The sequence below is a fragment of the Terribacillus saccharophilus genome, assembly GCF_046592595.1.
GTDB classification, from domain to species: domain Bacteria; phylum Bacillota; class Bacilli; order Bacillales; family Amphibacillaceae; genus Terribacillus; species Terribacillus saccharophilus_C.
Genome location: NZ_JAWVPF010000002.1, coordinates 162,252 through 178,308, shown reverse-complemented (window position 1 = coordinate 178,308; position 16,057 = coordinate 162,252). Strand labels below are relative to the sequence as shown.

Annotated in this window: 16 protein-coding genes; 1 reads left to right on the top strand and 15 read right to left on the bottom strand. The window is 44.7% G+C overall.

Annotation, left to right across the window (positions count from 1 at the left end; all coding sequences use genetic code 11):
• Window positions 1–23 precede the first annotated feature (23 nt).
• The 10 genes from SFC25_RS03405 to SFC25_RS03360 all read right to left on the bottom strand — a co-directional run bounded on the left by SFC25_RS03405 (window position 24) and on the right by SFC25_RS03360 (window position 9,509).
• Window positions 24–227, bottom strand: a complete 204-nt coding sequence (locus tag SFC25_RS03405; RefSeq protein WP_411213939.1) for a DUF6501 family protein — start codon at window positions 225–227, stop codon at window positions 24–26.
• Window positions 224–1,297 (bottom strand): AbrB family transcriptional regulator, encoded by a 1,074-nt coding sequence (locus SFC25_RS03400; RefSeq protein WP_411213938.1) that lies wholly within the window; start codon window positions 1,295–1,297, stop codon window positions 224–226. Before SFC25_RS03400 ends, SFC25_RS03405 begins: the two co-directional genes overlap by 4 nt.
• Before the next feature lie 5 nt (window positions 1,298–1,302).
• Complete coding sequence (locus tag SFC25_RS03395; protein ID WP_411213937.1) at window positions 1,303–2,061, bottom strand: TerC family protein; 759 nt, start codon at window positions 2,059–2,061, stop codon at window positions 1,303–1,305.
• Between the two features lie 76 nt (window positions 2,062–2,137).
• The gene (gene msrA, locus SFC25_RS03390) at window positions 2,138–3,091 is read right to left on the bottom strand and encodes a peptide-methionine (S)-S-oxide reductase MsrA (protein WP_411214202.1); all 954 of its coding nucleotides are present in this window, start codon (window positions 3,089–3,091) and stop codon (window positions 2,138–2,140) included.
• A 68-nt stretch (window positions 3,092–3,159) separates the two neighbouring features.
• Window positions 3,160–3,717 carry a VrrA/YqfQ family protein gene (vrrA, locus tag SFC25_RS03385; RefSeq protein ID WP_411213936.1) on the bottom strand — a complete coding sequence of 186 codons (558 nt, stop codon included), beginning with the start codon at window positions 3,715–3,717 and terminating at the stop codon, window positions 3,160–3,162.
• A gap of 169 nt (window positions 3,718–3,886) precedes the next feature.
• Window positions 3,887–4,135 (bottom strand): DUF2584 family protein, encoded by a 249-nt coding sequence (locus SFC25_RS03380; protein ID WP_411213935.1) that lies wholly within the window; start codon window positions 4,133–4,135, stop codon window positions 3,887–3,889.
• Between the two features lie 12 nt (window positions 4,136–4,147).
• The gene (locus SFC25_RS03375) at window positions 4,148–7,255 is read right to left on the bottom strand and encodes an AAA family ATPase (protein WP_411213934.1); all 3,108 of its coding nucleotides are present in this window, start codon (window positions 7,253–7,255) and stop codon (window positions 4,148–4,150) included.
• Window position 7,256: 1 nt separating this feature from the next.
• Complete coding sequence (locus SFC25_RS03370) at window positions 7,257–8,408, bottom strand: exonuclease SbcCD subunit D (protein ID WP_411213933.1); 1,152 nt, start codon at window positions 8,406–8,408, stop codon at window positions 7,257–7,259.
• Window positions 8,409–8,485: 77 nt separating this feature from the next.
• Window positions 8,486–9,217, bottom strand: coding sequence for a YqcI/YcgG family protein (locus SFC25_RS03365; RefSeq protein WP_411213932.1), 732 nt, complete (start codon window positions 9,215–9,217; stop codon window positions 8,486–8,488).
• Between the two features lie 73 nt (window positions 9,218–9,290).
• The gene (locus tag SFC25_RS03360; protein WP_411213931.1) at window positions 9,291–9,509 is read right to left on the bottom strand and encodes a WYL domain-containing protein; all 219 of its coding nucleotides are present in this window, start codon (window positions 9,507–9,509) and stop codon (window positions 9,291–9,293) included.
• Window positions 9,510–9,623: 114 nt separating this feature from the next.
• Between SFC25_RS03360 and SFC25_RS03355 the strand changes: the two genes are divergently transcribed.
• The gene (locus tag SFC25_RS03355) at window positions 9,624–9,956 is read left to right on the top strand and encodes a YolD-like family protein (protein ID WP_411213930.1); all 333 of its coding nucleotides are present in this window, start codon (window positions 9,624–9,626) and stop codon (window positions 9,954–9,956) included.
• 52 nt (window positions 9,957–10,008) lie between these two features.
• On the opposite strand, the gene SFC25_RS03350 is transcribed toward SFC25_RS03355, so the two are convergent.
• The 5 genes from SFC25_RS03350 to SFC25_RS03330 form a co-directional block, all read right to left on the bottom strand.
• Window positions 10,009–11,403 carry an L-cystine transporter gene (locus tag SFC25_RS03350; protein ID WP_411213929.1) on the bottom strand — a complete coding sequence of 465 codons (1,395 nt, stop codon included), beginning with the start codon at window positions 11,401–11,403 and terminating at the stop codon, window positions 10,009–10,011.
• A gap of 164 nt (window positions 11,404–11,567) precedes the next feature.
• Entirely contained in the window at window positions 11,568–13,403 is a 1,836-nt protein-coding gene (locus tag SFC25_RS03345; RefSeq protein WP_411213928.1) for an LTA synthase family protein, read from the bottom strand.
• A complete protein-coding gene (locus SFC25_RS03340; RefSeq protein WP_411213927.1) occupies window positions 13,403–15,004 on the bottom strand; it encodes a GNAT family N-acetyltransferase in 1,602 nt (533 codons plus the stop codon). Before SFC25_RS03340 ends, SFC25_RS03345 begins: the two co-directional genes overlap by 1 nt.
• A 6-nt stretch (window positions 15,005–15,010) precedes the next feature.
• The gene (gene plsY / locus SFC25_RS03335; RefSeq protein WP_411213926.1) at window positions 15,011–15,607 is read right to left on the bottom strand and encodes a glycerol-3-phosphate 1-O-acyltransferase PlsY; all 597 of its coding nucleotides are present in this window, start codon (window positions 15,605–15,607) and stop codon (window positions 15,011–15,013) included.
• Between the two features lie 131 nt (window positions 15,608–15,738).
• Entirely contained in the window at window positions 15,739–15,954 is a 216-nt protein-coding gene (locus SFC25_RS03330; RefSeq protein ID WP_411213925.1) for a YozE family protein, read from the bottom strand.
• Window positions 15,955–16,057 lie beyond the last annotated feature (103 nt).

Genomic DNA, 16,057 nt, shown 5'->3' with positions numbered 1-16,057 from the left:
TTAGCCTTTACCTTGTCAAATTATTACACTTCCTTGAAATAATCTTTCCGGAAAGCACCGACACGGTTTGTATTATCGACGATAAAAATGAACTCTTCTGTTTCATTTTTCACATCATAGATTTTTCCTGGTGTCAGTGTCGTATTGACGACATATTTTTTTGCGTTAGTGTGGACACATTCCACTTGTTTGATTGTTTTTGTATCTTCCCAATGTTTATGGATCATTGTGGTTCTTCCTTTCGTTGATGTTTCTCAAGCTTCGGTAACGTCCATTGCAGCAGCAGTGGCAGAACAAGTACGACCAAAAGCAGCCTTATCGTCTGCAAAGAACTGACAATGGATGGATCTCCGCCAGTCGTCTGGGCAGTCAGTGCCATTTCGACGAGCCCCCCTGGTGCCATGCTGAGTACAGAGGTAGCCATGTTCAATGATGTGAACATGCTGAACACAAGCCCTAGCCCAAAGCAAAGTAATATAAGCAGTATAGACAGACCAGCATAATAGAGACAAAGTCTGCCAGCCTTTTTTAAATCTCTTATAGAAATAGAATGACCTAAATAGACGCCAATTGTCAACTGTGCCGCGACAAAAAACAGATGCGGGAACTGATATAAATGCATGCCGCTTACTTGCAGAATCGCTGTGAGCAGCATCGGGACGATAACAAGTGATGAAGGAATAAATCTATTTGTCAGCCGGGCGATTATGTACATGATGACATATAACCCAATTGTCCACCAAGCTCCTTGTTCTGTCTGCGGCAGCTGTACAGCTCCTTGGGCACTGCCATCCATAAATAGATGTGTAGCGGCAAATGGAATGATGAAAAGAATGCTGACTAGACGAATTGTCTGGAATATCGTCACTAGACCCGTATTGGCCTTCATAGACTCGCTCAATGCTGATACAGCTGACAAACCGCCTGGTATACTGCCGAGCATACTAGTTTTCATATCCACATTCACCCATTTACTAACCAAATAAGCATTAACCATGCAAATTGCAATCAATAATAATGTCAAAAGCGTATAGATTAATAGATAAGGCTGCACATTATGGAACGTATGCACCGTAAATGTATTGCCAATTTGAATACCAAGCAGCCAATAGCTTACTTTACGAAGCGGCTGTGATGCAGCTGTTTTGTTATTCCAAATGATTTTGGAAAGCAAAAGGCCCGTTACCGGACCGAGTATCCATGGAAGCGGCAAATGCAGTAAAGTGAACAGGCCGCCCCCTAATAAAGCTATCAGATAAGACCTCAGGATGGAACGTAATTGACCGTTTTCCCCCATTGAAGTCAGACCCTTTCGCTTTTAGGTTTATAGAACCAGCCACCGATGGCAATAACAGCCATCACGATCCAGAATGTAGCATTCCATCCAGCAGAATCAGGGAAATGCTCTGGGATTATTTCCAATGCAGGATGTGCCAATGTGTGAATAGCCAATTTAATCGCTACCCAGCCGATGATCAGATATGCGGCTGCTTCGAGTCCAGGACGCTTGTCCAGTATTTTAACGATATACGACGCCGCGATTCGGATCAGAATCAGACCGATCATGCCACCTGCTAATACAACTAGGAATTGTCCGCCATCCATTCCGCCGATATGAGGAAGCGGTGTAGCTGATAGGGAAGCTGCAAGTGCCACTGCCGTCAAAATAGAGTCCACCGCAAAAGCAATATCTGCTAACTCGACTTTCAATACTGTCATCCAGAATCCAGAGTTTTTCTTGCTGAAAGGACTCTCGGCATCTTCCCCGCCGCCGTTTTTCTTCAGTTTAATAAGGTTAGCTATACAAATATATAGAAGATAAAGAGCACCTAAAGCCTGTATCTGCCAGATGTTCACTAAGAAACTGACAAAGAACAGGGAAGCAAAGCGGAAGATGAACGCCCCGCCCAGACCATATAATAAAGCTTTGCGCTGCTGATCGGCAGGCAGATGTTTCACAATCAGCGCCATAACGAGCGCATTATCGGCAGCCAGCAGTCCTTCCAGTCCAATCAAAACCAGAAGAATCCAGCCGTATTCAATCCATAATGTACTATCCATTCTCATACTCCTCGTCCAAAACAATGCTCTTGTTCCATCGTATAGCGAACAAGAGCATAGCTGTTACTGTATTTAATTACTTAAAGAGATATAAATACTCTCCATAACCTTCTTTTTCCATTTCTTCGACCGAAATGAATTTCATTGCTGCAGAGTTCATGCAGTATCGCAGTCCACCGGTTGCTCTTGGACCGTCATCAAACACATGCCCCAAATGCGAATCACTTTCAGTAGACCTTACTTCTGTCCGAACCATTCCATGAGAAAGGTCCATATTCTCTTTTACTTCATAGGAATCAAGCGGTCTTGTAAAGCTTGGCCAACCGCAGCCAGCATCATATTGATCCTTGGAAGAAAACAATGCTTTACCAGATACAACATCCACGTAGATTCCTTCTTTGGTGTTATTCCAGTACTCATTTTCGAAAGGTCGCTCTGTTCCATTCTCCTGCGTAACATGATACTGGATCGGAGTTAAAATCTCTTTCAGCTTCGCTTTGTCCTTTTTAGGACCCCAGTTCTGCTTAATAAAGTCTTCCCGGCCGGAACCACGCTTGTACATCTTATAATGGTACCTGTTCTTCTTGTAATAATCCTGGTGTTTCTCTTCTGCCGGATAAAACGGCTTGGCAGGCAGGATCGGCGTCACGATATCCTTTTGGAAACGTCCGCTCTCCTGCAGCTTCGCTTTGGATGCCTCTGCCACTTGCCGCTGCTGTTCATCATGGTAAAAGATTGCTGTTTGGTAAGATTCGCCACGGTCGTGGAACTGACCGCCAGCATCTGTCGGGTCGATTTGCTGCCAAAACGTTTCTACCAGCTTCTCATAAGAGAAGATATCCGGATCAAAAGTTATCTGGACAGCCTCGACATGACCAGTCGTGTTCGAGCACACTTCCTCGTATGTGGGATTCGGTTTGTCGCCGCCTGTGTAGCCGGAAACTACTGATTCGATTCCAGGGCGCTCCGTAAATGGTTCGACCATGCACCAGAAACAGCCTCCTGCAAAGGTAGCGTGTTGTAATGCCATCATAAATCCCTCCTTCATCATATGCTATATATTTTCCTCTTTTGCAGAAAAAAATCAAGTAGCACGCTTTAAATATACAATTTCGGAAGGGATTCTCCAGACGACTTGCTTTTCTGGGGTTTCGGTTCAGATAGCACTTTTTCTTCTTTTTGAATGGAAGTCAAGGTCTTCTCGGCTTTCTCCTGTATATCCCTTCCCTCAGCCTCGTCTTTTGCTTTTGTCTCGGATGCTGCTTCTTCATCATCTTCGTCAAAGTTGATGTCTTTTAAGGCTTTCATCATTTTGAGCATGGAAGGCAAGTTCTTCACCATTGGTCCATATTCCTGTACCATCGGCATAAAGGACTCAGCAGCCCTAAGTGCGCTTTGTGTATGATTCAGCATGTCAAGTAGCGATACTCCTCCAGAAGAACTGCTGCCAGCTGCCGGGAGAGCTGCCCTGGTTGCTGCAGTTTGCGTGCCTCTGCTTCCCCGATTCAGAATCTTTTGCAGAACACCAGATAAGCCGCCGCCAGATGTACGTTGAGCCTGCGGTGCCATTCTTTGCTGGGGAAGGAATGGGTTCCTCCTTACAGGCGGTTGGCCCCGACGCCCAAAAACGGAAGGACCGATTGGATTTCTTGCCATTCTCATACCTCTTCTCACGTCAATATTTCTATCAGTCTACGCAAGCAAGAAGTATTTTGTTCCATTCTATTCTGGATCCAGGCAATATATTTCCCCTCTTTGAGTTCCTATTTCCCGGGCAAGCGCAAAATTCTCCCTCTATCTCCTTTTTAAGCAGAACATTATGTCGTTAATTGACACTTGATAACGAAACAAGCTGATACGTAATAATAGTCTGCTCTTCTTTCAACGTCAATTCGACAATGATTGCCCTGCCAATTTCATCGGTATCTTTTGCTCGCTTGATATCAATCGGCTGATGCAGCGGAAATAAATGATAACCCTGCAGCTTCAGCTGAAAAATGTTTTCTTTGCTGTCAATTCGTTTTTCTTTTCCTTCTGTACGCAGGACTGTTTCAAAATTGATTGGTGTTCCCAAATTGTCTCCTCCTTATTGGAAAACGAATTTTGCAGATGACCCTGTCGGTGACGCATCAATCTGTAGTTTCGTATGAATCTCTTCTTTCAGCTGTGGTACGTGTGAAATAATCCCAAGTACCCGATTGCTCGCCTGCAAACCTTTCAGACTGTCGATTGCCTGCTCGAGTGACACTTCATCCAGTGTTCCGAATCCTTCATCGATGAATAAGGTTTCAAGTTCGACCCCGCCTGCATGCGCTTGAACGACGTCGGACATACCGAGAGCAAGTGATAATGCTGCTTTAAAGCCTTCACCGCCGGATAACGTCTTGACTGGACGCTCCTGCCCGGTATGATGGTCGATCACTTCTAGATCCAATCCGCTTTGAGCTCCGCGTTTAGCAATTTGTCCGCTTCGTTTGAGCTGATAGCGATGATCCGTCATTTCTTCTAATCGAATATTCGCCTGAAGTATGATTTCATCTAAGAAGCTAGTCAGCACATAGCGTTCAAAGGAAAGACGCAGACTATTATCTCCTTTTGCCAAATTGGCTAACTCACCAATATCATAGTATTGCGTTTTTTGATCAGCCGCTTCTTCCTGGAGCCGTACCAGGGAAGTCATAATATCTTCATGATAAGAAGCATAGCTTCTTGCCATATTCAAATTGCTATTCTTCGCTTCAAAGATTTGCTCTGCTTCTGTCACCGCTTGCTCGAACACAATTAAATCAGGTTTCTTTTTCTGATCAGTTTGTTTGCGCAAAGACTCGACCTGTTCAGAAACACTGCGGCGCTGCTGTTCGTAATGTTCCAATTCTTCTTGCAGCTTCCTTATTTCCAGCTCAGAACCGCTTGCTTGTCTAAAAGCATCTGTATCAGGGAATCCTGCTTCTGCTAGCTTAGCGAGAAACGCTTTTTCCTCCTGGAAGTATGTTTGCTCCAAATCCGCTGTGAATTTTTCTGTTGATTCAAGAGCTGCCGCTATTTGCTGTCTGCTCTTGGTGATTTCTTCGAACTGGTGCTGCAGTGTTTCCCATTCGTTGACGGCAGCTTCAATTGCAGCTTCTTCTTGCTTGATTTGCTGTTCCCATTCGGAATGATCCAGAAGCACTTCGGGCAGCTGTTTGCGTTGGTAGCTTATTTCTGCCTCAGCTCGAGTGTACGTTTCTTCTAGTGTACGCAGCTCGTTTTGAAGCTCTTCTGCTGCCTTTTGCTCTTGTTCAAGCGTTTGTTTAAGTTGCTCCAGTGTCCGTCTCTTCTGTTCCAGCTGCTTGCGCTCTTCCTGCTTAGCGCGCAGGGAAGCAGTTGTTTTGTCTTTATTCGTTTGTAAATCATGTTTCAGCGCATCCAGTTTTGTCTGATCGTATGAAGCCTCCCCGGTAATATTCCGGTATAACTCATCCGTTACCTGTCGGATGGCCTGCCCACTCGATTTTGCTTCTACATATTTTTTCTGTACTTCATCATATGCACGCTGGGCATTTTCAAGCATCGTTCTCTTTTGTTTCAGCATCTCAAATGATTGGATGTGCGTTGTTGTTTGAGCAGGTGAGGGATGCTCAAGGGATCCACATACAGGACAAGGTTCACCAGAGGCAAGCTGTCCCGCAAGATGTGCGGCGTGATGAGCCGCTTGCGCTTCTTCCATCTCCGTAATCTCACGCCGCAGCTGCTGCACATGGTTTTCTTTTTCCTGCAGCTGCTGCTTTGTTTGCTGATAGATGGTGCGCATTTCCTGCAACTGACGAAAAGCATCTTTCAGCCGAGCTGCTTCCTCAAGTTGCCGTTCAAGCTTCTCTACTATCCCCTGATCCTCATAGAATGCTTGAATCAATGCAGCTTCCTGGCTTAAATCTTGTTCAAGTACAGTCTGCTGGTTCTTTTTATTTGTGTATGTTTCTTTTAACTGGTTCAAACGCTGGTGCTTGTCTTCAAGCGACTTCTGAATGCGTGTCAATTCCAGTTTGCGCTTCTCATACTCCTTCCACTGCTCGAGCTGCTGCTTTTGCAGCTGCAGCTGTTCCTGCCGGCTTTTCCGCTGCGGTTCCAGCTCTTTTGCTTTTGTGTAAGAAGAGGAGATAGTGCTGTACTGCTGTTCTAATAGATCTTTTCTTTCTTTCGTCTCTTGCTGTGCCTTAACCTGTCGCTGCCACTCCTGTTTACGAGTTGCTAGCTGCTGCTCATATGGCACTAGCCGATTTGCTCGCTCCATTTCTTGAAGGCGCTGTTTTTTTTGTTGGATAGCAGGAAGCTTTTGCTCGAGCTGTTCTTTTTGAACCAGCGCTTGCTCCAACTGCTGGAATGTATCTAGAAGCTGCTTTGCTTCATAATATTCCTGCTGGCGTTTCTGCCAATTATTTTTATGCTTTTCAAGTTCCTGCTCGCCCTGAGAGACAGCAGCTGTGATAGACTCAAGCTCCATTTGCAGCTTTTTCATCGTCTCGGGTACACTATCTGTCTCGGCAGGTTCCTGTGTCCGCCATTCTATCTTGCTGATCTGCTGCTGCTCTTTCCATTCTGTCTGCTGCAAACTTTCCTTCAGCTGTTTGGCTTCATCCTTCAGCGCTTCTGTCATTCGTTCATAAAAGTAGGTACGGAAAATGCGCTGGAGAATTTCTTCCCTCTCTTTGCTGTTCTCAGAGATGAGCTTTCGGAACTCTCCTTGAGGAATCATGATCATTTTACGAAATTGTTCATAATCCAGACCAATCTTCTCTTCGATCACCTCGTTGACTTCCTTGATCCTGGAGGTGATAAGTACTTGTTCTCCGTTTTTCCACTCATAGAATTCTGCTCTTGCCGGGTCATCCGTAAAGCCGTCCCCGCGCTCTTTCTTTTTCTGCTGTTTCGGATAACGTATGACCTCATATTCCGTACCGCGAAGAGCAAAACGGTAGCGAACCTCTGTCGTTTCTCCTGGTGATGCGAAATGACTGCGAAGGGAATCTTGGTCGCGATCACTTCCGCTGGCTCGTCCATACAAGCTGTAACAAATCGCATCAAAAATTGTCGTCTTTCCTGCACCAGTCGGACCTGTGATCAAGAAGATGGATTCTGCTCCAAGTTCCCGGAAATCTATCGTCTGCGGTTTATGATATGGACCGAAAGCGGTCATGATCAATGTAATGGCACGCATATCAGCTTCTCCTCTCTTGCTCGACCAGACGCTGGATGATCGCTTCCATATGAGACTGACGGTGTTCCGGTATGGCTTCACCTTTCATCTCCTCATAAAAGGCAGCAAAGAGCTGCATATGCGACATGCGCTGTTTTTCCTTGATTTGCTTGATGTCAGACATGGAGCTGGCTCCGACCTTGGCCTTGCGTTCTAATCGAAGGATATTTGGATAAAGCTTGCGGAGTTTTCCCATAGGATCCAGCAGCTGTCCGTCATCTAATAGGCGGATATGCAAATAATCGTCTTGATTTCCTGCAGTTCCTTCCATCAATTCATCAAAAAATCCTTCCATAATGCGCATATCCCGTTTTGGCACAAGATCAATCTTCTCAAAAGATTGGAATCCATCAGCATCAATCTCCACCATCGTCACCGATTTCTTGTGGTTTGCTTCCGAAAAGGAATACTTGAGCGGTGAACCGCTGTAGCGTATATGATCACTTCCGATTCGCTGTGCCTGATGCAAATGCCCAAACGCTGCATACGTAAATGGCTGAAATAGAGAAGCATCTACATACGGACTTCCGCCGATCATAGAGAGCCGTTCTTCAGAATCTGATTCCATACCGCCCGCCAGGAAGGCATGTCCAACAAAAACATGGCGTTCTGACATATCATACGTGTCGGTAATATAAGTAACGATCTGCTCCATTGCCCGTTGGTGGGTTGTGATGCTGTCATCCCCAAAAAATGCCCGCACATCAGCTGGCTCTGTATATGGAATAAGGTGGAAATGCACAGGACCATGTTGATCTTCCAGTGTTACTGGGGTCATTCCAGGCCGAAGCTTCGTTTCGATGTACAGCTTACTTGCTTTGAAAAGCTGGCTGCCGAAGTCGAGACGATCCGGGCTGTCATGATTGCCGCTAATGGACAATACCGGTATTTCTTTATCGCCGATAAGCCAGTTCCATGTATTGTTCAGCAGTTCCACTGCGTCGCGGGGCGGAATGGCCCGATCATATAAATCGCCTGCTACGATGACCGCATCAGGCTGTTCTCTATCGATTATCGTTTTGATCTGCTCCAGGATAAGAGCTTGATCTTCTGTCATATGTACGCTGTTGACAATCTTACCAAGATGCCAATCAGCGGTATGCAATAGTTTCATACGAATTCCTCCTGCTATTATTCTAGCATGATTTAGAAAAGGGTGGTATGGGAAGAACCGCCAGGAAACTGCTAGTCTTACTTTCTTCTATGAAAAGGGCATTTGGAAGGCGAGCTATTGTCATCGTGGAGAAAGTACTGCTTCCATTCAAAATTATCCTTATTCCCATATGCATTTAAATCAGGATGAATATCATTTGAATCGTATTTGAGGATCCGTTCCCGTATTTTCTGCTTGATACCAGCTGCAGCTTTTGGCTTTGATTCGAATGTCTCCAGCACCCTTCTAGGTGTTATGGCCAGCATCATACAAGGGAAATTCCGGCTTTTTTTATTGGAATGGGCCGGGGTGGCACAATACATGAAATACTGCTCACCCCCGAAACAATATTCCCATAATGTATCCGCCGGATCATTTGGAATGTGTATCGGCCAGTTATGTGAATCGTGAACTGTCGCCTTGCTGAGCAGATTCCAAAAAATATCGAAATAAGCAGGTACAGCTAATTGCAGCTCTTGCTGCTTCGTTGTATCAAAGAAAATAATGAGGGAAGTATAAGAACCAAATCCCTTTGATTGCTGTCCGTATGTGTGCAGAAGATCTGCCAGCTGCTTAGCTGCATTATCTGTCGTCGGATCAGCAGCGAAACCGTAACGGAATTGACCAAGCTTATGGCCAACCGTGGCCGGTATGCAGGGGAACTGGGATTGCTGATCGGATAATTTACTATGGAAGGCGCGTAGTGCTTCTTGCTGCCAAGAAGAATTGAGGTGATTGTCAGTACTATGGCTTTCAAACAAGATCGTCATCACATGTTCTCCTTTACCTGGGTTTATCCCTAGTACCTTATTCAGGATGGAGACAGCAGGTGAATGACAGGAATCATGAGGACATGCGCCATGTGTTTCGCTTTGGCTGGATGGCAAGTATCCGATCCGTTCGGAAGGTACGCAGCTGTTTGCGCAAAAAACAATAGCCGGTTACAGATGTATCATTGATCCGTTCGATCTTTACTTGGCGCTTTGTCAATGAACCGTCCTTTGCCATATAAATCATCGTAACCTGCTGTTCTATGAATTTCGCCAATGCGGCTCTTTCCATTAAGATCCCCGCTTTCTGTATAATTTCATATATTCATTATATACGAACATATGTTCTTTGTCACTTGCGAAAGAACATATGTTCTATTATACTCTTAACAGGAGGAATTGAGGCATGGTGAATGATCGGGGAAAAATAAAATGGACATCTTTAATGCTGCCTGAGCATGTGGAGATGCTGCAGCAGATGGGACGGGAGATTGGAAAAGCAAAGCCGCCAATCATGGATGAGCAGCAGCTGGAAGAATTGGAGCAGAAGGTGCGCGATATCCAGGTAGGCAAAACGAAAGCCAGTATGATGTACAGCAAAGGGCGCGATGTGGAAAAAGCGACAGGCATCATTACAGGTCTGAAGCAGTCTGAGCATTATTTGCTTCTGGACACAGCGGACCGGCTATATCCCCTCCGCATTCCATTCGACCATATTATAGATATCACATTACACTAAAAAAAAGCCGCTTCCAGTTGGAAGTGGCTTTTTTTGTGTGCAGCGGAGAAATTTAACGTGCGATGTTTTCCACTGGTGTTGCTTCATTAGAAGCATATTTTTTTGTATCCAATTCGCCAAGTGTCCGGCTGGTAACAAGTCCTGATACCATCGATCCGCTGACATTGAGCGCTGTACGACCCATATCAATCAACGGTTCAACCGATATCAATACACCTGCTAAAGCCACTGGAAGGTTCATTGTGGAAAGAACAATCAAAGAAGCGAATGTTGCTCCTCCGCCCACTCCTGCTACACCAAATGAACTGATCATAACAACTAGTATCAAGGTTGCGATGAACGATGGTGATAATGGATTGATACCTTGAGAAGGTGCAATCATAACCGCGAGCATAGCCGGGTAAATTCCAGCACAGCCATTTTGGCCGATTGTGATACCAAATGATGCGGAGAAATTGGCAATGGACTCCGGTACACCAAGTTTATTTCGCTGTGCCTCTACATTCAGCGGCAGCGTACCGGCACTTGTACGGGAAGTGAAGGCAAAAGCCAATACCGGGAATACCTTTTTCAGATACTGCTTTGGACTAAGTCCCAGAACAGCCAGCACAATCAGATGAACCACGAACATAGCAATCAGCGCGACATAAGAAGCGATAACGAACTTACCCAATGTTGCGATTGCATTAAAGTCACTGCCTGCGACTGTCTTTGCCATCAAAGCAAGTATGCCATATGGTGTTAAACGCAATACCAATGTAACAATACGCATGACAAGACTATGCAGTGCTTCAATCATTTTTTGGAAGAAAGCAGCATGCTCGGGAGTTTTTCTCTTTATTCCCAGGTAAGCTACTCCGACAAATGCGGCAAAAATAACAACTGCAATCGTGGAAGTAGCTCTTGCGCCTGTCAAATCCAAGAATGGATTAGCTGGGAGGAATTCCAATATTTTTTGCGGCACTGTGGTGCTTTGCACTTCAGTCAGGCTTGTTTCCAAATCTTCACCGCGTGTAATTTCTGCCTCACCAGCTGTTACATCAATTGCTCTTAGGTCGAAACCTGCAGCGGCTGCAATTCCGATTGCAGCGGCAATTGCTGTTGTCACCATAAGCGTTCCAATAACAAGTCCGCTTATCTTCCCTAAATTGGATGACTTTTCCAGTCTCGTGAAAGCAGCTACAATCGAGATGAATACGAGCGGCATTACGATCATCTGCAATAGCTTCACATAACCGCTTCCGACCAATCCAAACCAATCATTGGTCATAACGATAGTTTCAGAAGCCGGGTCATAAACTAACTGCAGCACAACTCCGTACACAATACCGAGACCCAATCCGGTCAGTACCCGTTTGGAAAAGGAGATATGCTTTTTTTGCATGTAGAACAGTATGCCGATTAAGGCTATAAGAATAATAATGTTCACAAAAGTGAATAAGTCCAAACAAATCATCCTCCTATTAAATTATATAAATCCAATCAACTAAGTATGAATTGACCTTTTACACAATACCATGATGGAAGGATTATGTAAATATGAATCTGTGATGCCGGGAATGGGCATAATGGAACAAAAAATCCAGTTCCTCAAACAGGAACCGGATTTCATCAATCAGCGAAACGAAGTAGATCGCCATTCAGGATAGCATCTGAGTAATATAAATCTTCATTGCGTTTATCGAAATATGGAGAGCATTTTTCCATTTTGATCTGTTCTGCTGAAGTCTTATCATAGCAAAGCTGTTTTGTGTAAATAACCTTATCAGAAACAAAATCGCCATCTCGGAAAACAACAAATGGATCTCGATCAGCTGCTAGCAGATCTTGGCCGAAATTCGGATAATCAGCCGTATCCACACCTAGCAGATGCAAGATGGTTGGCTGGATATCAATCTGTCCCCCAGGACTATGGAAGGTTTTTCCCTCCTGTCCGGGTACGTGGATGATAAGCGGTACGCGCTGCAGGTCGAGTTCTTCCAGTGTAGATAGATTCTCATCCAAATAGGATGCTATGCCATCATAATAGTTCTCCGATATCCCATAGTGGTCACCAACGAGCACAATGATGGAATCCTCATACAAGCCAGATTGTTTCAGTTCCCCGAAAAATTCTTTGAGCGCTTCATCCTCATACCGAACAGTCTGGAAGTAACGGTCCACGACATCGAGTCCGGTGTCTGCTTCATCTAATAATATGTCCTCCTCATCCAACAGAAAAGGAAAATGGTTCGTTAGCAGCAGGAATTTGCTGTAGAACGGCTGCTGCAATTCTTCAAGGTAAGGCATGGATTGCTCGAGGAAGGCCTCATCCTTTATACCGTAATTAATAGAGTTTTCTTCAGATACTTGATAATAATCCTTCGAGAAGAAATCATCGTAGCCAAAAGCATCATATGCTTCTTCCCGATTCCAGAAACTGCCGACATTACCATGGAATGAAGCGCTGTGATATCCGGATTTTGCTAGGATTTCCGGCATCGCGATAAACTCATTCTCCGGCCGTCTGACATAGACAGAACCGCTTGCCAACGGATAAAAAGACTGATCGAACATAAATTCAGCATCCGAAGTCTTTCCTTGCGCAGTCTGGTGATAAATTTGATCAAAATAAAAGCTTTCCTTCATTAAGCTGTTTAAGAAAGGCGTGATTTCCTCACCTTTCACTTTTCTGCCGATGACAAATTGCTGGGTGGATTCCAAGTTGACCAGGATAATGTTCTTCCCTTTTGCGACACCAAAATATTCTGATGTAATATCTGTGTCAGCAGCATCCAAGTACGCTGCTGCCTTGTTATAATCCTGTTTTGTCGCAAACGTACTGCTGAGCTCTGCGCGTGCAGTTTGGTAAATATCATAGCCATGATAATAGACTGGTCCTAGTGTACTCACCATTGCTGACCGGTTATAACTTCCATCATGCTGATCTCCTCCGCCGATATAGGAAGAGCTAACATTAATACCAATCAATAAAGCAGTGCATACCGCGAAACTACCTTTTTGTTTCCATTTTAAAGGTATAGTATGGGGACGTTTGAAGATCCACCATAAAAGAAGAATTAGTGCATCGGCAAAAAGTACTAAGTCCAGTGGATCCATCAATTCTGCAGTGCTTTGACTGAGTCCCCCGACGTTTTTGAACTGGAAAAGAATAGGCAGCGTTACAAAGTCAATATAAAAGCGATAATACAACAGATTTCCGTATAAAATGCCAGTTATAATGATATGTAAAATAAGAAATGCGCCAGCACGCAGTTTTCCTGCAAATAGATACAGCAGGAAAAACAAAATGGCAACTGACGACATACAGGATAAGAGTAGCTGGATGTAATCAAAAGGTTCATACAAAGGTAAATCGAAATAGATGATACAAATAAGGTACATTTTACATAAGAGGAACACGGCTCCGACCGAGCAGAATCCTCTCGCATTAGCGAAAAAATTCATCAGGCGTATGTTTCCTTCTTTCCGATCAGAACGGCAAGCGCATCTGTCACACGCACTAAATCCGCCTCCTTATGATGTCCCATGACCGAAATCTGCACCCAATTGCGATCGATAAGGTAACTGCTATTACAGCTGATCAAATAGCCTTTTCGCCCAAGTTCCCGGCCGACGATATCAGAACGCTGCTCAGATGGCATCACGATAGTAACAATACCAGGTGCATGTGCTGCATTTGCTAAGAGCGTCAACCCCTTCTCTTTGCAGAGCTCAATCAATCTTTTAGTCAATTCGCTGACGCGTTGCATCAGCTTCGCATCTTCCCATTGATCGATTGCAGCAGACAAAGCTTTGATCAAATTGGATGAATGCGTGAACGGCGCGCTGTCATATGTATGATAAAGGCCCAGATCCAAATATCGTGGAATGCTATCGGATATTTCTATGTGGTGATGATAAAATACGAAAGCCAAACCAGCATAGGAAGCTACGCCCTTTCCGCTGCCAGCAGTGGCCAGGAATACATCTCGCAGATCCAGTGGTACATTTCCAAGGGAACTGCAGCAGTCCAGAACCAGCTTACTACCAGTCTTCTTGGTAATGTACTTCAGTTGATTTATGTCCTGCAGCACACCAGTTGAGGTTTCTAAATGGACAGCCCATATCCAGGCGGAATTACTAGCTTCTGCCTCTTCTAATAAATGATCATAATCAAAGCTTTCACCCCAAGGGATTTCCACTGTGCTGAAACGCAGACCCGCCCGCCGCGCATGATCTGTCAGCCTTGAGCCGAACTCTCCATTAACAAGAATAAGCCCATGCTGATCCAATGTGCGTAAGTGAGCTGCGGCTGCGTCATTTCCCAGGGTTCCAGTTCCCAGCAGTATTTGGACATGCTCTGCCAGAGTCAAACTGCTTAGACGCTTCCGCAGCTGATGAAGGTGATCAAGAAATGCAGGTGCACGGTGTGAACAGGCTGTTTCACCCATCGCCTTTTTTACTTGGTCCGCCATTGGAACAGGACCTGGAAGGAAACTAATCGGCTCCTGTTGCTGCTGAAGAACACGCTGAAATGCCCGCGCTTTGCGCTGAAATAATTCTTCCGTCACATACATCGGCTGGAATAGTGCATCTCCTGATCCAACCAATGGCCCGAAACTGACAAATCCCATATGTTTGTACAGTTTTTGCTGGCGCAGCACGCCAGAAATGACAGCCATATCAAACCCATTTTCGAGACAGTACTGTATAAGTGCTTCAGCAAGCCGGAAAAACACGAAGCTGTCACGATAAGCTTTTTCAACTGCCAGCAGTCTGATTTCACATTTGGCATCGTGAGGAGGCAAATAGTCATCAAGCAGTTCTAATTTTTCATCAAGTGAAAATGGTCTGAGTGATCGGATTGCGATCATCGCTACGACCGTCTGGCCATCAATCCCTATAATATATGTATTTTCCTGATCGAACCGATCGATTCTTATACGTTCTTGATTGGCTTCATGCTGAGGAATCTCCTCCGTGAAGGTACGGTAATTCAATGCATGCACCTGTTCGTATTCCCACGGTTCTGTAGCAATTTTGTACTTTAACTGTGTCGAATTCATCGTATGTCACCTTTCGTTACGTAATAGCAAATAGCTCCAAGCAGCCTTCAGATGCGTATGATGGGCTGCCAGGATAAGGACAGTCACTACAACGTAAACAGCAATTGTTAACATGTCCAATCGTAAAAATGGAAGCAGCATGGCTGTACAGGCATAAGCAAGTAATCCTGAGATGCTGAATCTCCTGACAAAAAGATAGATACATAAAAACACAGCGAGCAGCAGGAAGGTTGTTTGGTAGGAAAAGATGACAAGCGCCCCGAGGGATACCGCTATTCCTTTTCCGCCTTTGAAGCGAAGCTGAATAGGGAATATATGACCGAGCACTGCTGCTATTACACTTAAACCTGAGATAAGCTCAGTCTGACCGCTCCAGCGTATAAGCATAACGGCTAGCATTCCCTTAGCTAAATCGAAAGCAAGCACCCAAAAGAAACCTTTCTTCCCCATCGCTCTTCCCGCGTTTGTTGCCCCTGCATTCCCGCTTCCTGTCGTGCGTATATCGATTCCATGCTTCCTTTTCATCATATAATAGGCTCCATTTAGAGAGCCAAGCAGATATGCCAATAAGATACTTAGTAAAGCAAGTCCGACAGCTTCCATAAACTTACACCACCTTGCATTAGTTCCATAGTATAAATAATTATCAGAAACTTCAATGACATTTGACATTTTTTTACCTGAAGATGGTATAAAAAAATGCCTGTATCTGAAGATACAGGCATGATAATCACTTATTCTGTTGTTTCATAAGTCCGCCAAAGACGATCAAAAACCTGCAGCGCTCCATGGAAAGGACTGTTCCATTCCAAGTATTCGCTGATTTCGTCATAAGATGAGCTATGCTTTGGGAAATTATGATCCCCGAACATCCAGTCCGCAAGACGACTCTCATCCGTAGGCTTCTTCCGTCCTCGATATGTCATCATGTAATGATAAAAAGAACGCATTCATTCACCTTCTTTCGATTGTACTTCGCTTTTCTTCCTCCACACCGGGTAATAAATTGTCAGTGCTATAAGTAAGAAGAAAAAAACAGGCGGCAAAAATACA

Bases quoted from the DNA above. Each gene is read 5' to 3' on its own strand.
- vrrA (WP_411213936.1), bottom strand. From the start codon at position 3,717: ATGGCAAGAAATCCAATCGGTCCTTCCGTTTTTGGGCGTCGGGGCCAA.
- SFC25_RS03330 (WP_411213925.1), bottom strand. From the start codon at position 15,954: ATGCGTTCTTTTTATCATTACATGATGACATATCGAGGACGGAAGAAG.
- SFC25_RS03345 (WP_411213928.1), bottom strand. From the start codon at position 13,403: ATGAATTTTTTCGCTAATGCGAGAGGATTCTGCTCGGTCGGAGCCGTG.
- SFC25_RS03370 (WP_411213933.1), bottom strand. From the start codon at position 8,408: ATGAAACTATTGCATACCGCTGATTGGCATCTTGGTAAGATTGTCAAC.
- SFC25_RS03405 (WP_411213939.1), bottom strand. From the start codon at position 227: ATGATCCATAAACATTGGGAAGATACAAAAACAATCAAACAAGTGGAA.
- plsY (WP_411213926.1), bottom strand. From the start codon at position 15,607: ATGGAAGCTGTCGGACTTGCTTTACTAAGTATCTTATTGGCATATCTG.
- SFC25_RS03340 (WP_411213927.1), bottom strand. From the start codon at position 15,004: ATGAATTCGACACAGTTAAAGTACAAAATTGCTACAGAACCGTGGGAA.
- SFC25_RS03395 (WP_411213937.1), bottom strand. From the start codon at position 2,061: ATGGATAGTACATTATGGATTGAATACGGCTGGATTCTTCTGGTTTTG.
- SFC25_RS03375 (WP_411213934.1), bottom strand. From the start codon at position 7,255: ATGCGTGCCATTACATTGATCATGACCGCTTTCGGTCCATATCATAAA.
- msrA (WP_411214202.1), bottom strand. From the start codon at position 3,091: ATGGCATTACAACACGCTACCTTTGCAGGAGGCTGTTTCTGGTGCATG.
- SFC25_RS03360 (WP_411213931.1), bottom strand. From the start codon at position 9,509: ATGGAAAGAGCCGCATTGGCGAAATTCATAGAACAGCAGGTTACGATG.
- SFC25_RS03365 (WP_411213932.1), bottom strand. From the start codon at position 9,217: ATGACGATCTTGTTTGAAAGCCATAGTACTGACAATCACCTCAATTCT.
- SFC25_RS03400 (WP_411213938.1), bottom strand. From the start codon at position 1,297: ATGGGGGAAAACGGTCAATTACGTTCCATCCTGAGGTCTTATCTGATA.
- SFC25_RS03355 (WP_411213930.1), top strand. From the start codon at position 9,624: ATGGTGAATGATCGGGGAAAAATAAAATGGACATCTTTAATGCTGCCT.